Source organism: Actinomadura sp. NPDC048955 (genome assembly GCF_040649435.1).
GTDB lineage: Bacteria > Actinomycetota > Actinomycetes > Streptosporangiales > Streptosporangiaceae > Spirillospora > Spirillospora luteofluorescens.
In genome coordinates this window covers 177,978-196,705 of sequence record NZ_JBEZJI010000010.1, presented here as the reverse complement: position 1 = coordinate 196,705, position 18,728 = coordinate 177,978, and the positions used below count along the sequence as shown (strand labels likewise).

Genomic DNA, 18,728 nt, shown 5'->3' with positions numbered 1-18,728 from the left:
GGGGTCTTACACCCCTCCGGGGGGGGGGGGGGGGCCGCGGCGGGGGGGCGCGCCCCCGGCCCCCGGGGGGTCGGGGCCGCACGCCCTTCGACGGGTCAGCCCTTGGTGAGGGGCAGGGTCAGGCTGCTGTTGTCCAGGTCGACCTTGACCTTCGTGCCCGCCGGGTAGCGGAGCGTGTAGGCGTGGTCGGTGGCCAGCACCATGAGGCCGATCCGGTGACCGGGCTTGAAGACGTAGTCGTACGGCTGCATGGGCCAGCTGAACGTGTAGTCCTTGCCGGGCTTCACCGGGGTGCTGCGCCAGATCGACTCGCGGTTGCGGACGTCCGTCCAGCCGCGCGTCACGATCTTGAACGGGGTGACGGCGGTCGTGTACTCGCGGACGGTGCGGCAGCCCTCGTCACCGGGGATCGAGTCGCCGTAGCACCACCTGCCGGACGTCGGGACGAAGCCGGAGACGCGCTCGTCGGAGCCGTAGTCGACCAGGACGGCCGACAGGTACGGCGAGCGGCCGTCCACGGAGGCGCGCAACTTGATCCGCGCCGTGCCGCTGAGCCTGGTGGCCCTGGTCAGCTTCGGCGTGAGGTAGACCAGGCGGTTCGGGTCCGCCGCGTCCGGGTTCGCGGCCAGTTCCTCGGCCTTGCGGGACGGGTCGTCCACCAGCTGCTGGGTGCCGTGGCCGCGCCCGCCGAGGCCCTTGGCCGACAGGCCGAGCGGCACGGGACGCGCCGAGGCCTCCGGCCAGTCCTTGTGCGTCTCCCACTTGCCGGGGGTGCGCTCCAGGTCGACCTTGGGCTGGCGCATGATGTCGTTGCGGACGCCGTAGAGCTCATGCGCGAACCACAGGTTCAGGGATTCGAGCCACACGCTCTGGCGGACGTCCAGCGGCTCGTCGTGCGCCGCCTGGTGGATCCAGAGCTTGCGGTCGACGCCGGCCTTCTTCAGCCCGTCCCACAGTAGGGACATCTGGATCGGCTTGACGTTCCAGTCGGCGAGGCCGCTGGTCATGAAGACGCTGGCCTTGAAGTGGGGCGCGGACTTGGCGAAGTTCCGCTCGTCCCAGGTCCGGTTGTAGTCGCCGGTGACCCGGTCCATCTTCTTTTCGAGGTCGTGCATGACGGGCGCGCAGACCGCGGGGTCGCGCCGGGACAGCACGGCCTTGGCGTGCAGGTCGAGGTCCTCGCCCTCCCAGCCGTCCGGCGCGACCACGCCGCCGTTGGCGCGGTACTCGTCGTACCAGTTGGAGACGCCGGAGATGGACACGACCGTCTTGAGGCCGGACACCCCCGTCGCGGCGGCCGCCAGGGGCAGCGTGCCGTCGTAGGACTTGCCGGCCATCGCGACGTTCCCGGTCGACCAGCCCGCGCTGATCTTGTTGCCCTGGGCGTCGTAGGCGGTCGCCTTGCCGGTGAGCCACTGGATGACCGACTTCATGCCCTGCGCCTCGTTCGGGCCGACGGCGGTCGGGCATCCGTCGGAGTCGCCCGTGCCGAGGGTGTCGGCCGCGAGGACGGCGTAGCCGCGCGAGACGAAGTAGTTGTCGTAGTAGACGCGCGAGTAGCTCGTCGGAGCGGGCGGGCCGGGCGGCGGCGTCCACGGCGCGAGGCGCGGGTAGTCGGTGACGTCGGCCGGGTGGTACGGCGGATCCTGGAGGCCGGCGTAGTAGGGGCTGCCCTCAAGGATCGAGGCGACCTTGAGGCCGCCGGTCGTCTCCTTGGGACGGGTGATGTAGACGGAGACGCGGTCGCGTTTGCCGTCACTGTCGCTGTCCACGTTCGTCTCGACGAACACCTTCTCGCGGATGGCGTCCTTGAACGAGAACGTGGGCTGCGTCTTGCCGTCCTTCACCACGATGTGAGGACGTCCCGCGTCGGCGAACGCGGGCACCGTGCCGGCCACGAGGCCGACCGTGCCCGCGAGCGCCGCGACGGGCAGGAGTGTGAGTCGCAACGTCCGCTCCTTGGCTGCTGAGAGAAACCTGATCAGCTTCCAGAGCGGACACAACGCCCGTCAACGGTGATTATTTACAAATCGGCCGGTTCACGCGATCCGGTCGATGACCAGGGGGTGCGCGGACACGGTGCCGCCTGCCTCGACGTCGAAGGCGCCGTCCAGGGCCTCCAGCGCGCGGCCGAACCTGGCCTCGTCGTCGGCGTGCAGCGTCAGCAGCGGCCGTCCCGCCTCGACCGTGTCGCCCGGCTTGGCGTGGCAGATGACGCCCGCGCCGAACGAGACCGGGTCCTCCTTGCGGGCCCGGCCAGCGCCGAGACGCCAGGCCGCGACACCCACCCCGTAGGCGTCCAGCCTGGTCAGCACGCCCGAGGACGGGGCGGTGACCACATGGGTCTCGCGGGCGGCCGGCAGCGGCGCGTCCGGATCGCCGCCCTGCTCGATGATCATGCGGCGCCAGGCGTCCATGGCGGAGCCGTCCTTCAGCGCGTCGGCCGGGTCCTTCCCGGAGACCCCGGCGGCCGCGAGCATCTCCCGCGCCAGCGTCAGGGTCAGCTCGACCACGTCGGACGGACCGCCCCCGGCGAGCACCTCCACCGACTCGGCCACCTCCACGGCGTTGCCGACCGCGTTGCCGAGCGGACGGTCCATCGCGGTCAGCAGCGCGACCGTGCGCAGCCCGTGGTCGCCGCCGATCGCGACCATCGTCTCGGCCAGCTCCCGGGCCGTGTCCACCGTCTTCATGAACGCGCCCGAACCGACCTTGACGTCCAGCACCAGCGCGCCCGTGCCCTCGGCGATCTTCTTCGACATGATCGAGGAGGCGATCAGCGGGATCGACTCCACCGTGCCGGTCACGTCGCGCAGCGCGTAGAGCTTGCGGTCGGCGGGCGCGAGACCGCTGCCCGCCGCGCAGATGACGGCGCCCGCCGCGCGCAGCACGTCCAGCATCTCGGTGTTCGACAGCGACGCCCGCCAGCCCGGGATCGACTCCAGCTTGTCGAGCGTCCCGCCGGTGTGCCCGAGGCCGCGTCCCGACAGCTGCGGGACGGCCGCGCCGCACGCCGCCACCAGCGGCGCCAGCGGCAGGGTGATCTTGTCGCCGACGCCCCCGGTGGAGTGCTTGTCGGTGGTCGGACGGTCCAGCCCCGACCAGTCCATCCGCTCGCCGGACCGGATCATCGCCTCGGTCCACCGGGCCACCTCGGCCCGCGACATGCCGTTCAGCAGGATCGCCATCGCCAGCGCCGACATCTGCTCTTCGGCGATCACGCCCCGCGTGTAGGCGTCGACCGCCCAGTCGATCTGCTCGGGGGTCAGCGTCCCGCCGTCGCGCTTGGCGCGGATGACATCGGTGGCGTCCACGAAATCCTCTCAGGGGTGAAGCCGGGCCGGTCGGAGTGCGCCGGCCGGAACGAGTCGGTCAGGCCCGGTCCACGAGATCGTCGGGACCGAACGCGTCCGGCAGGACGTCCGACATGGGCAGGATGCCACGCGTCGTCTCCAGCAGCATCGGGGCGCCGCCGTGCTCCCACAGCAACTGCCGGCAGCGCCCGCACGGCATCAGCGGGTTCCCGTGCCGGTCCACCACCGCCATGGCGACCAGCCTGGGCCGCTCCGACTTCCCCGGCCCGTGCAACGCCGAGACGACGGCGCACTCCGCGCACAGGCCGACGCCGTACGAGGCGTTCTCCACGTTGCACCCGGTGATCACCCGGCCGTCGTCCACCAGCGCGGCGGCCCCGACCGGAAACCCGGAGTACGGACAGTAAGCACGCCCCATCGCCTCCCGCGCCGCAACACGCAAAGCAGCCCAGTCAATATCCATGGGACCTACCTTTCTGGGGGGACGCCCCCCCAAACCCCCCGACAAAGGCGGCTGACCGGCGTCCTCCGCTTCGCTCCGGCCGCCGGTCAGCGTGCCTCACCCCGCCGGTACCGGAGCCCGTTGGCGGCGGGCATGCGGAGGCGTTGGCTGGCCAGGGCCAGGACGAGGAGCGTCGTCAGATGCGGGGTGAAGGAGACCAGCTCGCCCGGGACGATGTCGCTCAGCAGGAACCACGCGAGGAGCGCGGCGGCCGCGACCAGGGACAGCACGGAGCCGACGACGGCGGCCCGCATGTCGCGGCGGTGCGCCACGTCCAGCGCCGCCTGCGGGAGCAGCCGGTTCGCGCGGACGCCCTGCCAGACGGCCACGCCGATCAGCAGGATGGCCACGAACAGCAGGAGCGCGTGCACCGACTCGCCGCCGCCGCGCACGTTCATCGCGTCGGTGTAGCCGAACAGCAGCGAGCCGGCGGCGAGGCCTCCCGGACGCCAGTTGCCGAAGATCATCGCGGCGAGGCCGATGAACCCGCGGCCGTTGGTCTGGCCGTCCTGGTAGATCGGCGCGGCGACGGTGACGAGGAACGCGCCCGCCAGGCCGGCGAAACCGCCCGAGATCATGGTGGCCGCGTACTTCATCCGGTAGACCTGCACGCCGAGAGACTCGGCCGCGTACGGGTCCTCACCGCACGAGCGGATGCGCAGCCCGAACGCCGTGCGCCACAGCACGAAGAAACTGGCCGGGAGGAGCAGCAGCGCCACGAGCGTCAGCAGCGACATGTCGCTGGTCAGGCCGCGCACGATGCCCGCGAGGTCCGACACCAGGAACCAGTGGTGCTTCTCCAGCGAGCCGAGCCAGTCGGGGCTCTGCCAGCCGCCGAGCTTGCCGCCGGACAGCACCGGCAGCGTCAGCGTCTGGATCGGGTCGACGGGCGGCGACTGCCGGGGGCCGCCGCCGAGCGCCTTCGCCTCCCCCTTGTCGAAGATCAGACCGGCGAGGAACTGCGTGAGTCCCAGGCCGAGGATGTTGATCGCGACGCCGGACACGATGTGGTCGACGCCGAACGACACGGTGGCGATGGCGTGCAGCAGCCCGCCGAGCACGCCGCCGATGATCCCGGCGAGGACGCCGATCCACGGGCCCCACTGGTAGCCGGCCCACGCGCCCGTCCAGGTGCCGAGGATCATCATGCCCTCGAGGCCGATGTTGATCACACCGGACCGCTCGGACCACAGCCCGCCGAGCCCGGCCAGGAAGATCGGCACGGCGAGGCGCAGCGCGGCGCTGACCGTCCCGCTGGAGGTCACCGGGTCGGCGTCGTCGATCACCCGGACCAGCGACAGCAGCACCAGCAGGCCGGACGCGATGAGCAGGTAGTGCGGCCAGCGCAGCCGGCGCTTGCCGTTCACGGCCTTCCCGGCGGTGGCCGTCTCGGTCGCGGTGCTCATGAGGCACTCCCAGCGGCCTCGCGGGCCAGGTCGTGGCCGGTGGCCAGCTCGGCGGCGACGGCCCGCTGCTGCAGCCGGATCTCCCAGCGCCGGACGAGCTCGTACACGATGACGACGGTCAGCACGACCACGCCCTGCATGACCCCGACGATCTCCTTCGGAACGTCGACCTCCTGCAGGACGTCGGAGGTCTGGTCGAGGAACGCGAACAGCAGCGCGGCGAGCGCGATGCCGGCCGGATGGTTGCGGCCGAGCAGCGCGACCGTGATGCCGGTGAAGCCGAGCCCGGCCGGGAAGTTCAGCGAGTACGCGTAGGACGCGCCGAGCAGCTCCGGCATGCCGATCAGGCCCGCCACCACACCGGACGCGATCATCGTGTAGACGATCATGCGGCGGGCGTTGACCCCGCTGGCCTGCGCCGCCGACGGCGACAGCCCCGACACCTTCAGGTCGAACCCGAACCTCGTGTGGTTGATGACGACCCAGAACACGACGCCGACCAGGATCGCCAGCGGCAGCAGCCCGTACACGTCGCCGGGCAGGTCGATGCCGATCGAGGACAGGAGGCCGTTCAGGCCGCCGACCCGTCCCGACTCGGGGATCTGCGGCGTCGCGACGTTGTTGCTGCCCGGCCGGACCTCGGCGAGCCGCTTGTCGTTCAGCAGGTAGGCGATCAGCCCGGTCGCGATCGCGTTCAGCATGATCGTGGACAGCACCTCGCTGACCCCGCGGGTCACCTTCAGCACTCCCGCGATCGCCGCCCACAGCCCGCCGACCACCATCGCCGCGATGATCGTCAGCATCTGGCCGAACGGGGCGGGCAGCGCCAGCGCGCCGCCGAGCGCGGCGGCGAGGAACGCGGCCATCCGGTACTGGCCGTCCACGCCGATGTTCAGCAGCGCCATCCGGAACCCGATCGCCACGGCCACGGCCGACAGGTAGTAGCGGGCGGCGCGGTTGATGATGTCGACGATCGAGTTCTCGGTGGTGCCGTAATCGATCATGCTCTGGATCGAGCTGACCGGGTCGGCGCCGGTGATCCGCAGCAGGATCATCGTGATGCCGAGGGAGATCAGCAGCGCCAGCACCGGCGCGCCGATCTTCAGACCGAGGCCGCGCGGACCGAGGCCCCGCAGCATCGCCTTCCACGACGGCACCGTCTCCGGCTCTACCGGGCCGGACGCCTTCGCGGGCTCCGGCCCGGCCTCGGGCGCGTCCCCCGGGCGCGGGGCGGGGACGCCGGCCGGCGGCGCCGCCCCGTCCGGCTCGCCGCCCGCGGGCTCCTCGCCCGCCGGGTTCAGGTCCTTGCGCTCGTCGCTCATGCGGGCGCTCCGGCGCCGGTCATGGCGGAGCCGAGCTCCTCGGGGGTGACGGTCCGCGGATCGACCTCCGCGACCAGCCGTCCCCGCAGGATCACGTGCAGGGTGTCGGACATACCGATGAGTTCCTCAAGATCGGCGCTGATCAGCAGCACGGCCAGCCCGTCCGCGCGGGCCTGCCGCAGGTACTCCCAGATCGCGGCCTGGGCGCCGACGTCGATGCCGCGCGTCGGATGCGCCGCGATCAGCAGCCGCGGGTCGCCGGACATCTCCCGCCCGACGATGAGCTTCTGCTGGTTGCCGCCCGACAGCGCGGCGGCGGGCACGTCGATCCCCGGCGTGCGCACGTCGTAGGCCTGGACGATCCGGGTGGTGTCGCGGCGGGCGCCGCGCCGGTCGATCCACGGGCCCCGCACGTTCGGGCGCCGGGTCTGGTGGCCCAGCATGCGGTTCTCCCAGAGGGTCCCCTCCAGGATGAGCCCGTGCCGGTGCCGGTCCTCGGGAATGTAGGCGATGCCGGCCTCGCGGCGCCGCCGCGTCGCCCACGAGGTGATGTCCTCGCCGCCGTAGCCGATGGTCCCGGCGTCGGCGCCGCGGATCCCCATGATCGCTTCGATGAGCTCGCTCTGCCCGTTGCCCTCGACCCCGGCCAGCCCGACGATCTCGCCGCGGCGGATCCGCAGCGACACCCCGTCCACCACGGGACGGCCCTCGGAGGTCAGCACGGTGAGCCCGGCCACGTCCAGCTGGACGTCCTCGGTCACGGTCGACTCGCGCAGCTCCGGGGTGGGCAGCTCGGACCCGACCATCAGCTCGGCCAGCCGCCGGGACGTCACCTCCCGCGGGTCGAGCCGGGTCGCGACCGTCGTGCCCCGCCGGATCACCGAGATCGTGTCGGCGACGGTCAGCACCTCGTCCAGCTTGTGGGAGATGAACAGCACGGTCAGGCCCTCGGCGCGCAGCTCGCGCAGGTTGCCGAACAGCTCCTCGACCTCCTGCGGGACGAGCACCGCGGTCGGCTCGTCCAGGATGAGCACGCGGGCGCCGCGGTAGAGGACCTTGAGGATCTCCACGCGCTGCCGCTCGCCGACGCCGAGCGTCTCGACCAGCACGTCGGGGTCGACGCGCAGCCCGTACGCCTGCGACATCTCCTTGATCTTGGCGCGGGCGGCGTCGAAGTCGACGCGGCCGCGCCTCCGGCCCTTCGCGCGGGGCTCCGCGCCGAGGATCACGTTCTCCAGGACGGTGAGGTTGTCGGCCAGCTTGAAGTGCTGGTGCACCATGCCGACACCGCGGGCGATCGCGTCGGCCGGCGTCCGGAAGGAGACCTGCTCGCCGTCGACCTCGACGGAGCCCTCGTCCGGCCGCTGCATCCCGTACAGGATCTTCATCAGCGTGGACTTGCCGGCGCCGTTCTCACCGCAGAGCGCGTGCACCTCGCCGCGCTCGATGGTGAGGTTGATGTCGCGGTTGGCCACCACTCCGGGGAACCGCTTGGTGATCGATGTCAGCCGCACGGCCGGCACCTGGTCAGGCACGGGTGCCCCTCCTCCTGCCTAGAACGTGAGAGGACGCGGACCGGGAGACGTGCCGCACGGGGCGCCACCGCGCGGTGGCGCCCCGTGCCCCGGCCCCGGCGTCAGGCCTTGGTCGGAACGGTGATCTTGCCGCTGACGATGTCGGCCTTCAGCTCGTCCAGCTTGGCCTTGATGTCGTCGACGTTGCCACCGGAGGTGGCGTACCCGATGCCGTCGTTGCTCAGGTTGTACTGCGTGGTGCCGGCCTTGAAGGTGCCCTTGGCGACGCTCTCGACGAAGTCGTAGACCGCGACGTCCACGTGCTTCTCCATGGACGTCAGGATCTGGGCCTTCACCCCGGCGACCGCGGGCTGGTTGTACTGGTCGGAGTCGACGCCGATCGCCCACTTCTTGGCCGCGCCGACGGTCTTGATGACGCCGATGCCCGCGCCGCCCGCCGCGTGGTAGATCACGTCGGCGTTCTCGTCGAGCTGGCCCTTGGCCGCCTCGTTGCCGAGGCCGGCGTCCTTGAAGCCGTTGAAGTTTGGGGGCTGCGTCAGGTACTTGGCGGGCAGCACCTTGATGCCCGGCTTGGCCTTCTTCGCGCCCGCCTGGTACCCGGCGAAGAACTTGTTGATCAGCGGGACGTTGACGCCGCCGATGAACCCGATCGTGCCGGTCTTGGACTTCAGCGCGGCCGCGGCGCCGACCAGGTAGGAGCCCTGCTCCTCGGAGAAGCAGGCGCCGCTGACGTTCGCGCCCTCGACCTTGCACTGGTCGGCGTCGACGACGAGGAACTTGGTGTTCGGGAAGTCCTTGGCGACCTTGTTGATCGAGGCCGTGTAGGCGAAGCCGACGCCGATGACCGGGTTGTAGCCCTTGTTGGCCAGCAGCCGCAGGCGCGACTCCTTGTCGGAGTCGGGCTCGTCCGGCTTGGCGGAGATCTCCTCGGTCTTGACGTCCAGGTCCTTCTTGGCCTTGTCGAGGCCCGCGGCGGCCGAGTCGTTGAAGGACTGGTCACCGCGGCCGCCGATGTCGAAGGCCAGACCGATCTTGAGGGTCTTCTTGCCGTCGCCGCCGCCGTCACCGCTGTCGGCCTTCTTGCCACCGCACGCGGAAGCGCTGAGCGTCAGCGCCGCACCCGTCATGGTGACGAGCGTAATCTTCAGTCCACGGCGCAAGGTAGCGCTCCTTCCGTTCCCCACCCACGGTCCGGTGACCGATCCGGTCACCGAAATCGTTGGGACGCTACCTCGCTAATGAGGGCAAACTTCCCGCTTGCACGGTTTCGCAACAGGTCCGTTACCAATGCGTAGGCATATCGCCACAGGTCAGCGCGGCCATGGACCGCGCTGACCGGCACGTGAGCCCTCGTGCGCGACGTCCGGCCGGGCGATCACTCCAGGTGATCAGACCCGGCCGGCGGGCGGAGGCCGGAGCCCGTCTCGTGGAAACACGGCTAGGCCAGTGCGGCGCCCTCGATCGCTTCGGCGTCGCCGGGACGGCCGCCGTCCCACAGCGCGGTCAGCGCGGTGGCGCTCAGCACCTTCGTGCCGACGGCGATGCACCGCTCGTCGACGTCGAAGTCGCCCCGGTGCAGGTCGTACTCGCCGGGCGCGCCGGGAGTGCGGACGCCGAGCCGGGCGAGGGCGCCCGGGATCGACTCCAGGTACCAGCCGAAGTCCTCGCCGCCGAGGCTCTGCGGGGTCGGCACGACGCCGTCCTCGTCCATGACCTGGGCGGCGGCGTCGCGGAACATCTGCACGCTGGCCGCCTCGTTCACGGTCGGCGGGACGCCCCGGACGTACTCCAGCGACGCCTCCACGTCGTAGGCGGCGGCGACCGACTGCAGCAGCGCCTTCATCATCTCCGGCGCCCGGTGCCACGCCTCGTCGTCCAGGCAGCGGACGGTGCCCTCGGCGATCCCGTCGTCGGGGATGGCGTTGGCGACGGACCCGGCCGACACGCGCCCCCACACCAGCGACAGGCTGGAGCGCGGGTCGACGCGCCGCGACAGCGCGGACGGCAGCTCGGTGACGATCTTGGCGAGGGCGTAGACCAGGTCGGCGGTCAGGTGCGGCCGGGCGGTGTGCCCGCCGGGCCCGGTGACCTTCACGTAGACCTTGTCGCAGGCCGCGGTGATCGGGCCGGTGCGCAGCCCGAGCTGGCCGACCTCGATGCGGGGGTCGCAGTGCAGCGCGAACGCGCGGTCGACGCCCGCGATGCCGCCGGCGGCCATGACGTCCAGCGCGCCGCCGGGCGTCTCCTCGGCCGGCTGGAACAGAAGCCGGACGCGGCCGGGCAGCAGCCCCGCCTCCGCCTGCTGGGCCAGGAACAGGCCCGCGCCCAGCACCATCGCGGTGTGCACGTCGTGGCCGCACGCGTGCGCGACGCCGGGGACGGTCGACCGGTAGGCGACGCCCTCCTTCTCGTCCTGCAGCGGGAGCGCGTCGATGTCGGCCCGCAGCGCCACGGTGGTGCCGTCGGCGGGGCCGATGTCGCAGAACAGCCCGGTGCCCTTCGGCAGGATCACCGGCTCCAGCCCGGCCGCGCGGAGCCGCTCGGCGAGCCTGCGGGTCGTGCGGTGCTCGGCGTAGCCGAGCTCGGGGTGCATGTGCAGGTCGCGGCGGAACGCGATCAGCTCCGTCTCGTGCGCGGCGAGGAACGCGTCGAGCTGCGGTTGCAGCACGGCGCCGCCGAGCACCGCCGGGATCCCGGCCACGACCGGGGCTCCGGCCGCCGCGGCGGAGGCGTCCCGCCGCGGCGCGGCGCGCTCGGCGTCGCCCGGGACGGGCCCGCCGGGCGCCATCGGGTTCGCTCCGGCGGGGCCGGAGGCGGCCCCCCGGTCCTCCCGGCCCTCGGGACCCTCAAGTCCCGGGGCGGCGGGTGGTTCAAGGCCGGGCATCACCCCGGGTCCCGGATGTGTCATGTGCGCCCCCTGCGCGATGGCGGTGCCGAACGGCGCCCGCCGGGTGATGTTCTCGTTGGTGGAAGCGGTGAGGTTCTCGGAATCGTTCTCGTACGACGTGTCGTTCTCGGGTCTGCTCGCGGGTTCGGTGCTCGCGGGTTCGGTGTTCGCGGGGTTCCCGGCGCGGTCCGGTTGCTCAGGCTCCGGCATGTGCGACCTCCCCCAGTGTGACGAACCTGTCCTCCGCGAGCTCGGTGACCGCCGCGTCGACGATGTTCTCCAGCGTCCCGCCGCCGGCGCGGATTGCGCGCTGGCGCTCGTACGGGGCGCCGTGCTCCAGCACCTCGCCGGCGACCTTGAGCTCCTCGGCGCAGCCGAGCCGGTCGGCGACCGGCTCCAGCTCCCTGATCAGCTCGTACAGGTCGTCGCGGAGCGGAGCGGTGTTCCCCGTGTCGTCGGTGATGACGATGGCGTCGAGACCGTACCTCGTGGCGCGCCACTTGTTGTCGCGGACCACCCAGGCGGCCGGCCGCGGCAGCGTGTACCCGCGGTCCAGCTGCTGCTCGAACAGCGTGACGAGGCTCTGGCACAGCGCGGCGGCCATCCCCACCTCACGCAGGGTGGGAATCCCGTCGAACATCCTGATCTCGACGGTGCCGAAGTCAGGATGCGGCCGGATGTCCCACCAGACCTCCTTGATGCTCCTTATGGTTCCCGAACGCATCAGCGTGTCCATGTAATCCTCGAAGGCCGCCCAGTCGTCTAGCAAGTGGGGCGGTCCGGCCGTGGGCATCTGGCCGAACACGACCGCCCGGCAGGACGCGAGGCCGGTGTCGCTGCCGCTCCAGAACGGGCTGGACGCGGTGAGCGCGAGGAAGTGCGGAAGGTAGGACGAGAGCGCGTTGACGATCGGGATCACCTTGGCGGCGTCGGAGATGCCGACGTGGACGTGAACGCCGAACGTCTGGATGCGCCGGGCCAGCCACTGCATCTCCTCGATCAGCTGGGCGTAGCGCCCCATGGGCGCCATCACCGCCTCCCGCCAGTCGCTGATCGGGTGGGTGCCCGTACAGGCCAGGGCGAGGCCGCGGTCGGCGGCCGCGGTGCGCAGGGCGGTGAGGGTGCCGGACAGGTCGGCCTTGGCCTCGCCGACGGTGTCGCTGATCCCGGTCACCACCTCGATGGTCGACTCCATCAGCTCGTGGCGGACGCGGGGGTTGTCACCGTCCTCGCTGAGCGAAGGCAGGGCGGCGAGCACCTCGCGTGCGTCCTGCCGCAGGTGCCTGGTCTCCGCATCGACGAGCTGGATCTCCCACTCGACGCCCAGCGTCGACCCGTGCGATGCGTTGAAGTCAATGGCCACGGCCAACCTCCGTCCACAATCCTTGCAGGTCGTTGCGTGGCACGTGGCGCAATTCAGCCAGCGGGTCCCTAAGCCTGGACAAACGCCGGTCCAGGTCACGTGTTCGTTCCATGATGGCGTCCGTGCCCGCCCCCTGCCGGGCGTCCATGCCCTTTGCGGATCAATTGACTCATGCGAGCCGTCGGAACGCGGGCGGACGTCCTACTTTTCGGTCATCGATCTCGGCCTGCGCACCACTAGATCGAACTAGTCAGTCTGTCCAAAATACCGTCAGCCCGTCTCAAAATCCCGTCCATGACGGATGGTAACCGATCGGCCCCGCCCCATACGTACCGTGATATGACCGGTGCTCCGTGCGTCACGTCCGTCGCCTCCGTCCCGCGCATGCCGGATTCGCGATCGGGTACCTCTTCGCCGGATAGGTCGCCTAGTCTTCGGGGGGAGTCATGGGCGTTGGGCGCCTGCGCGCCGGGAGCGATCGCGCTCCCACGGGATTGAGGAGCGTCGGGAGCTTGCCACGACAGCGACGAGGGCCGGCCGGCGTCCGCCGCGCCCTGACGTTGATCACCCTGCCGGTCACGGCCGCCTCGCTCGCGGCCGCCCCCGCGTTCGCCGCCGCCCCGGCCGGCGCCGCCCGCGCCGCGGGCCCTTCCGGCGCGGGAGTGCGCTTCGAGGCGTCGCCCAGCGCGCCGCCGCCGTCCGGGCAGACCGTGGGCGGGCCCCAGCTCGCGAGCCGCGGCGTCGTCGCGGGCACCGCCCCGGGCGTCCCGGCCCCGCCGAAGATCAAGGCGGCCTCGTACCTGATCGCGGACGCCGACACCGGCCAGGTCCTGGCCGCCAAGGACCCGCACGGGCACTACCTGCCCGCCAGCACGCTCAAGACCCTCACCGCGCTGACGCTCGTTCCCAAGCTGGACCCGAACCGGCTCGTCCGGCCGTCCCAGAAGGCGTGCGACACCGAGGGCACCAAGGTCGGGCTGACCCCGAAGATGCAGTACAAGGTCTCCGACCTGTTCCACGCGCTGCTGATGATGTCGGCCAACGACGCGGCGGTGACGCTGGCCGAGGCCGACGGCGGGATGCGCACGACCCTCGCCGACATGAACGCCGAGGCCAGGCGGATCAACGCGCGCGACACGCTCGCCGGGTCGCCGAACGGCCTGGACAAGGACCTCGGGCTGAACGTCCGGACGCAGCACACCTCGGCCTACGACCTCGCGCTCATCCTGCGCGAGGGGATGAAGAACCCCGAGTACCGCGCCTACATGCAGGCGATCGACTTCCAGTTCCCGGCGCCCCCGACGAAGAAGGAGCGCAAGAAGGGCAGGAAGGTCGGCGGGTACCCGATCCACACGCACAACCACATGCTCCCGGGCGAGCGGCTGGCCTACCCCGGGATGCTCGGCGGCAAGAACGGCTACACGATCGCCGCCCAGCAGACGTTCGTCGCCCAGGCGCGCCGCGGCGGGCACACGATCGTGATCTCGCTGATGCGCGCGGACATGCCGCCGTCGGCGTACGCGGCCAAGCTGCTGAACTGGGGCTTCGCCGCCCGCGGCAAGGTCGCGCCGGTGGGCTCGCTCGTGCCGCCCGGCGACATCGAGCAGACCCGCAAGGACGGCCGCTCGGGCGTGCTGCCCGACGCGCCGCTCGCCTCCGACGACTCGTCCCGCATGTGGCTGCTCGTCGGCGGCGGCGCGGTGGGCGCCCTGCTCGCGATCACGGCGCTGTTCGTGGTGCTGCGCCGCAGGCGGCGCCTGGAGGCGGCCCGCTACCGCGCCGGCCGGTAGAGCGCGGGCCGGTAAAGCTTCGTCCACCCCTTCCCACGAGCCTGGCACCCCCGCCTCCGGCGGGCTTACGCTCGCGGTGGCGCCGGTGATCGCGTCACCGCCGGGGGACGGCGGAACGGCGCCGCGGGGAGGAAATGCGCCATGTCCGACTTGTACGTCCCCATGCCCGGCGCACCCGCCCTCGCACCCGAGCCGCCGGCGGCGTACGAGCATCCGAACGTCACGCTGCTGAAGGACGGCTACACGGCCTTCGCCAAGGGCGACATGGGCCTCATCCGCGGGCTGCTCGCCGACGACGTCGTCCACCGCGTCCCCGGGCGCGGGCCCGTCTGCGGCGAGTACCGGACGCCCGAGGAGGTCCTGGGCTTCTACGTCCGGCTGTTCGAGCTGTCCGGCGGGACGTTCCACACCGAGCCCTACTCGGTCATGGCCAACGACGAGCACGGCGCGGCCCTCGTGCAGACCTACGCCGAGCGCGCCGGCCGGATCCTGGACGCCCGCGCCGTCGACCTGTTCCGCATCCGCGACGGGAAGATCACCGAGATCCGGACGCTGGCCGAAGACCAGTACGCCGACGACGCCTTCTGGTCCTGAGCGGCCCTCCCCGGCTCGGCCGGCTTCGGGGTCAGGCCGGTTTCCCGGTTTCCAGCGGCTTCCCGTCCTTGACCGCGTCGCCGGTCCCGGCCGGCCTCTCGTGGCGGCCCGGCCCGCTCCGGCGATCCGGGGCCTCGTCCTCGGGCGGGTCCTCGCCCGAGGACGGCTTCTCGTGGCGGCCGGGCTTCTCGCCGGCCCGCTCCTGCAGCGCCTCGACCTCCGCGCGGTCGGCGCTGTTCTCCGGGTTGGCGGCGTCCGCGGTGAGCACGACGCGGCGGGTCGCCGTCCAGGCGGCGACGAACAGGGCGAACCGGGTCGCTATGTTGATCCACACCATCAGCCCGACCAGCACCGCGAACGTGCCGTAGACGGGGTTCTGCGTCGTCCGCCCGATCAGGAACGCCGCGATCTGCTTGAGGATCTCGAAGCCGACCGCGCCGAACAGCGCGCCCCGGATGATCCGGCGCCAGGGCGCCCGGGTGCCCGACAGCCGGGTGAACAGGGCCAGGAAGACCACGGTGTCGAAGAAGATCGCGCAGGCGAGGGACAGCAGCCGCAGCCCGGTCCCGGCGCCGGGGACGTCCTCCAGGCCGAGCCAGCCGAGGACGGTGTGGGTGGCGGAGGTCGCGACCGTCGTGACCGCCATGCCGCAGATCAGGATCAGGCCGAGGAACGCCAGCACGGACGCGTCCCAGAGCCGCTTCAGGAAGAAGTTGCCGCCGCCGCCGGGCTCGTTGCCCCAGATGTCGCGCAGGGACTCGCGCAGGACCTGCACCCAGCCGATCCCGGTGAACAGCAGCGCGACCAGCCCGAGGACGCCGACGGCGGTCTTGGACTGGGCGATCTGCTCGACGTCGAGCTGGCCGGCGAGCCCCGGCAGCTGCGAGTTGATCGCCCGGACGAAGTAGGCGCGGGCCTCGTCGCTGACCCCGACGAGGTAGCCGAGCAGCGCGTACGCCAGCGCCATCAGCGGGAAGAACGACAGGAACGCGTAGCTGGTGAGGGCGGCCGCGAGCCGGTCGCCGCGGCGTTCCTGGTACCGCTCGAACGCGCGCGCCTGGTGGTCGAACCACCGGGACCGCTCCCGGGAACGTTGCAGCAGCGCCTTCCCGTCGCCGAACAGGGACTCGCTCCGCCGTTGGACCCCGCCGATCACCTGCCGCATGCACGCAACGTACCCAACGCGCGTCACTCGATGCCGCAGACGGTAATCATCCGGTCAACGCAGCGTCTTGTGGCGCCGCTCACCCCGGATCCGTTCATCGGGGCGCGGGCCCGCCGCGGTTGCCGCCCGGCGAGGGCACCGCGCCGTCCCCGAAGATGAAGTCGCACTGCGGGCGCCACACGCCGTCCTGCCCGTGCTCGTACAGGGAGAAGCCCCACGCCTCGAAGTCGGCGCTGTAGCCGGCGAGCTCCTTGAACGCCTGGTCCATGACGCTCTCGGGGAGGTGGTGGGCGATGGTGACGTGCGGGTGGTACGGGAACGGCAGCGGGCGGGCCAGCGGACCCGTCAGCACCTTCGCCTGGACCCGCTCGCAGCCGCCGATCCCCTCGGCGAGGGCCACGAAGACGACCGGCGACACCGGCCGGAACGTTCCGCTGCCGCGCAGCCTGATCGGGAACGGGGTCTCGGTGCTCGCGACGCCGCGCAGATGCGCCTCGATGGCGTCGATCTCGGGCTCGGGGACCTCGGTCGGGGGCAGCAGCGTGATGTGCGTCGGGATCGCGTGGGCGAGCGGGTCGCCGAACGAGGCGCGCCGGGCCTGCAGGAACGCGCCGTACGGGTCGGGAATGGGGATGGCGACGCCGATCGTGCGCACGCCGCCGCCCTCGCCAGGGGTCGCGCCCCCGGCGGCGGAGGGCGCCTTCCGAGGGCCCTCCGCTGCGTCGGGAGCGGGGCCGTCAGCGACCACGTCCCACGAATCCCACCCGTTGGCGCACCGTCTCCATCGTCGCGGTGGCGACCCTGGAAGCGCGCTCGGCGCCGAGGGCGAGCACCCGGTCGAGCCGCTCCTCGTCCTCCAGCAGCGTGAGGGTGCGCTCCCTGATCGGCGTGAACGTGTCGAGGACGACCTGCGCGAGGTCCTTCTTGAACTGCCCGTACCCCGAGCCCGCGTACCGGCTCTCGAGGTCGGGGACGGAGGTGCCCTCCAGCGCGGAGAAGATCCGCAGGAGGTTGGTGACGCCGGCCTTCTTCTCCTCGTCGTAGACGACCTCGGAACCGGTGTCGGTGACCGCGCGCATGATCTTCTTGCGCATCGGTGCGGGCTCCTCCAGCACGTCGATGATCCCCTGCGGCGAGGAGGCCGACTTGCTCATCTTGGCCTCCGGCTCCTGGAGGTCGGTGATCTTCGCGGCGCCCTCGGGGATGTGCGCGTCCGGCAGCACGAACGTGTCGCCGAACCGGTGGTTGAACCGCTGCGCGAGGGTGCGGGTCAGCTCCAGGTGCTGCCGCTGGTCCTCGCCGACCGGGACGCGTATCGCCCGGCCGGCCTCGGTGGTGGGGTCGGGCGAGTAGAGCAGGATGTCGGCGGCCTGCAGGACCGGGTAGGTGAACAGCCCGACGGTCGTCCCGCCCGTGCCCTGCTTGGACGACTTGTCCTTGAACTGGGTCATCCGCTGGGCCTCGCCGAAGCCGGTGAGGCAGCCGAGCACCCAGGCCAGCTCGGCGTGCTCGGGGACGTGGCTCTGCACGAACACCGTGGCGCGCTCGGGGTCCAGGCCCATCGCGAGGAGCTGGGCGACGGCGACCTTGGTCCGGCGGCGCAGCAGCGCGGGGTCGTGCTCGACGGTGATCGCGTGCAGGTCCACCACGCAGTAGAAGGCGTCATGGGTGTCCTGCATCGAGACCCACTGCCGGAGCGCCCCCAGGTAGTTGCCGAGGTGGAACGAGTCGGCGGTGGGCTGGATGCCAGACAGCACGCGCGGCGGTGCCGCGGCCGTTCCGGCGGACGCTTCGGGGCTGGGCGCTTCGGGCATGTGCACGGACCGATTCTCTCAGGTGTCGCTCGAGGCTTCGCCGCCGGTGGCCTGCCGGGTGCCGGGGCCGGCGGCGGCGTCGCCGATCGCCGCCCGCGGGGTCGCGGACGGCGTGCCGGGCGGCACCGGTGCGGCCTGCGGCGACGCCCGCGGCATGACGCGCACGCGGGCCACCCGCCGGCCCTCCATCCGGGCCACCGCGAGCCGGCGTCCGCCGGCCTCCACCGAGTCGCCCTCGGCGGGCACGCGGCGCAGCGCCGCCATGATGTGCCCGGCGACCGTCTCGTACGGCCCGTCCGGCAGCCGGATGCCGGTCTCGGCGGCGAAGTCGTCCAGGTTGAGCAGGCCGTCGACCTCGACCACCCCGCCGTGCAGGCGCCGTGCCTGCGCGTCCTGGACATCATATTCGTCGCGGATGTCGCCGATGAGCTCCTCCAGGAGGTCCTCCAGCGTGACGATCCCGGCGACGCCGCCGTACTCGTCCATGACGATCGCCAGGTGGCAGCCCTCGCGGCGCATCTCCGACAGCGCCGGCAGCACCCGCTTCGAGGACGGCAGGAACTTCACCGGACGCACCAGATCGCCCACCGCGCCGCCGCCGCGGGCGGGCGCGTCCGGCGGGGCGGGCGCCAGCAGGTCGCGGATGTGCACGAAGCCGACCACCTCGTCGTGGGAGTCGCGGCAGACGGGGAAGCGCGAGTGCGGGCTGCCCGCGGCGATCCGCGCGGCGGCGGCCAGCGGGAGCGCGGCGTCCAGGAACTCCACCTCGGTGCGCGGGACGAGGACCTCGCGCAGCGGCCGCTCCCCCGCCGCGAACACCTCCCCGATCAGTGCCCGCTCGTCCGGGGTGAGCTGCGTGTTCTGCGCGACCAGCGCTCGCATCCGCTCGGCGGTGATCTCCTCGCGCAGCGCGCCCGGGTCGCCGCCCGACAGCCGCACGACGAGGTGGGTCGAGCTCGACAGCAGCCACACCAGGGGGCGGGCGAGCGCGCCCGCCGGTCCCGCCGGCGGGCGGGACGGCGTCCGGTCCATGGGT

15 protein-coding genes are annotated in these 18,728 nt (G+C 72.0%); 2 read left to right on the top strand and 13 right to left on the bottom strand.

The genetic code is table 11. From position 1 onward, the window contains the following. Positions 1 to 95: 95 nt before the first annotated feature. From AB0C84_RS13660 to AB0C84_RS13620, 9 genes are all read right to left on the bottom strand, one after another. On the bottom strand, positions 96 to 1,949 hold the full coding sequence (locus AB0C84_RS13660) for a Xaa-Pro dipeptidyl-peptidase (RefSeq protein WP_361065105.1): 1,854 nt from the start codon (positions 1,947 to 1,949) through the stop codon (positions 96 to 98). Between the two features lie 90 nt (positions 1,950 to 2,039). Then, a complete protein-coding gene (locus AB0C84_RS13655) occupies positions 2,040 to 3,314 on the bottom strand; it encodes a thymidine phosphorylase (protein WP_179846068.1) in 1,275 nt (424 codons plus the stop codon). Positions 3,315 to 3,372: 58 nt separating this feature from the next. Further along, positions 3,373 to 3,777: a cytidine deaminase gene (locus AB0C84_RS13650; protein ID WP_258944398.1), complete on the bottom strand. Its 405-nt coding sequence runs from the start codon at positions 3,775 to 3,777 to the stop codon at positions 3,373 to 3,375. An 86-nt stretch (positions 3,778 to 3,863) separates the two neighbouring features. Beyond that, complete coding sequence (locus tag AB0C84_RS13645) at positions 3,864 to 5,222, bottom strand: ABC transporter permease (protein WP_258944399.1); 1,359 nt, start codon at positions 5,220 to 5,222, stop codon at positions 3,864 to 3,866. Next, complete coding sequence (locus AB0C84_RS13640; RefSeq protein WP_361065100.1) at positions 5,219 to 6,544, bottom strand: ABC transporter permease; 1,326 nt, start codon at positions 6,542 to 6,544, stop codon at positions 5,219 to 5,221. Before AB0C84_RS13640 ends, AB0C84_RS13645 begins: the two co-directional genes overlap by 4 nt. After that, positions 6,541 to 8,079 (bottom strand): ABC transporter ATP-binding protein, encoded by a 1,539-nt coding sequence (locus AB0C84_RS13635; protein WP_361065097.1) that lies wholly within the window; start codon positions 8,077 to 8,079, stop codon positions 6,541 to 6,543. The genes AB0C84_RS13640 and AB0C84_RS13635 overlap by 4 nt, the downstream gene beginning before the upstream one ends. 101 nt (positions 8,080 to 8,180) lie before the next feature. Continuing rightward, positions 8,181 to 9,206, bottom strand: a complete 1,026-nt coding sequence (locus AB0C84_RS13630) for a BMP family ABC transporter substrate-binding protein (protein ID WP_258944402.1) — start codon at positions 9,204 to 9,206, stop codon at positions 8,181 to 8,183. A gap of 311 nt (positions 9,207 to 9,517) precedes the next feature. Further along, positions 9,518 to 10,762 carry an amidohydrolase gene (locus AB0C84_RS13625; protein ID WP_361065121.1) on the bottom strand — a complete coding sequence of 415 codons (1,245 nt, stop codon included), beginning with the start codon at positions 10,760 to 10,762 and terminating at the stop codon, positions 9,518 to 9,520. Between the two features lie 400 nt (positions 10,763 to 11,162). After that, positions 11,163 to 12,329 (bottom strand): glutamate--cysteine ligase, encoded by a 1,167-nt coding sequence (locus tag AB0C84_RS13620; RefSeq protein WP_179846063.1) that lies wholly within the window; start codon positions 12,327 to 12,329, stop codon positions 11,163 to 11,165. A 512-nt stretch (positions 12,330 to 12,841) separates the two neighbouring features. Between AB0C84_RS13620 and AB0C84_RS13615 the strand changes: the two genes are divergently transcribed. Both AB0C84_RS13615 and AB0C84_RS13610 read left to right on the top strand, forming a co-directional pair. Beyond that, on the top strand, positions 12,842 to 14,119 hold the full coding sequence (locus AB0C84_RS13615) for a D-alanyl-D-alanine carboxypeptidase (protein WP_361065093.1): 1,278 nt from the start codon (positions 12,842 to 12,844) through the stop codon (positions 14,117 to 14,119). A 141-nt stretch (positions 14,120 to 14,260) separates the two neighbouring features. Next, positions 14,261 to 14,713, top strand: a complete 453-nt coding sequence (locus tag AB0C84_RS13610) for a nuclear transport factor 2 family protein (protein ID WP_258944404.1) — start codon at positions 14,261 to 14,263, stop codon at positions 14,711 to 14,713. Positions 14,714 to 14,744: 31 nt separating this feature from the next. Here AB0C84_RS13610 and AB0C84_RS13605 read toward each other — a convergent pair whose 3' ends face one another. From AB0C84_RS13605 to AB0C84_RS13590, 4 genes are all read right to left on the bottom strand, one after another. Beyond that, on the bottom strand, positions 14,745 to 15,878 hold the full coding sequence (locus AB0C84_RS13605; protein ID WP_361065090.1) for a YihY/virulence factor BrkB family protein: 1,134 nt from the start codon (positions 15,876 to 15,878) through the stop codon (positions 14,745 to 14,747). A 94-nt stretch (positions 15,879 to 15,972) separates the two neighbouring features. Then, positions 15,973 to 16,533: a 2'-5' RNA ligase family protein gene (locus AB0C84_RS13600; protein WP_179846060.1), complete on the bottom strand. Its 561-nt coding sequence runs from the start codon at positions 16,531 to 16,533 to the stop codon at positions 15,973 to 15,975. 82 nt (positions 16,534 to 16,615) lie between these two features. Then, on the bottom strand, positions 16,616 to 17,692 hold the full coding sequence (trpS, locus tag AB0C84_RS13595) for a tryptophan--tRNA ligase (RefSeq protein ID WP_179849636.1): 1,077 nt from the start codon (positions 17,690 to 17,692) through the stop codon (positions 16,616 to 16,618). A gap of 18 nt (positions 17,693 to 17,710) precedes the next feature. After that, positions 17,711 to 18,724, bottom strand: coding sequence for a hemolysin family protein (locus tag AB0C84_RS13590; protein ID WP_361065086.1), 1,014 nt, complete (start codon positions 18,722 to 18,724; stop codon positions 17,711 to 17,713). Between the last annotated feature and the right edge of the window lie 4 nt (positions 18,725 to 18,728).

Coding starts and splice junctions, on each gene's coding strand:
- AB0C84_RS13650 (WP_258944398.1), bottom strand. CDS start 3,777: ATGGATATTGACTGGGCTGCTTTGCGTGTTGCGGCGCGGGAGGCGATG.
- AB0C84_RS13645 (WP_258944399.1), bottom strand. CDS start 5,222: ATGAGCACCGCGACCGAGACGGCCACCGCCGGGAAGGCCGTGAACGGC.
- AB0C84_RS13640 (WP_361065100.1), bottom strand. CDS start 6,544: ATGAGCGACGAGCGCAAGGACCTGAACCCGGCGGGCGAGGAGCCCGCG.
- AB0C84_RS13630 (WP_258944402.1), bottom strand. CDS start 9,206: ATGACGGGTGCGGCGCTGACGCTCAGCGCTTCCGCGTGCGGTGGCAAG.
- AB0C84_RS13610 (WP_258944404.1), top strand. CDS start 14,261: ATGTCCGACTTGTACGTCCCCATGCCCGGCGCACCCGCCCTCGCACCC.
- AB0C84_RS13605 (WP_361065090.1), bottom strand. CDS start 15,878: ATGCGGCAGGTGATCGGCGGGGTCCAACGGCGGAGCGAGTCCCTGTTC.
- trpS (WP_179849636.1), bottom strand. CDS start 17,692: ATGCCCGAAGCGCCCAGCCCCGAAGCGTCCGCCGGAACGGCCGCGGCA.
- AB0C84_RS13590 (WP_361065086.1), bottom strand. CDS start 18,724: ATGGACCGGACGCCGTCCCGCCCGCCGGCGGGACCGGCGGGCGCGCTC.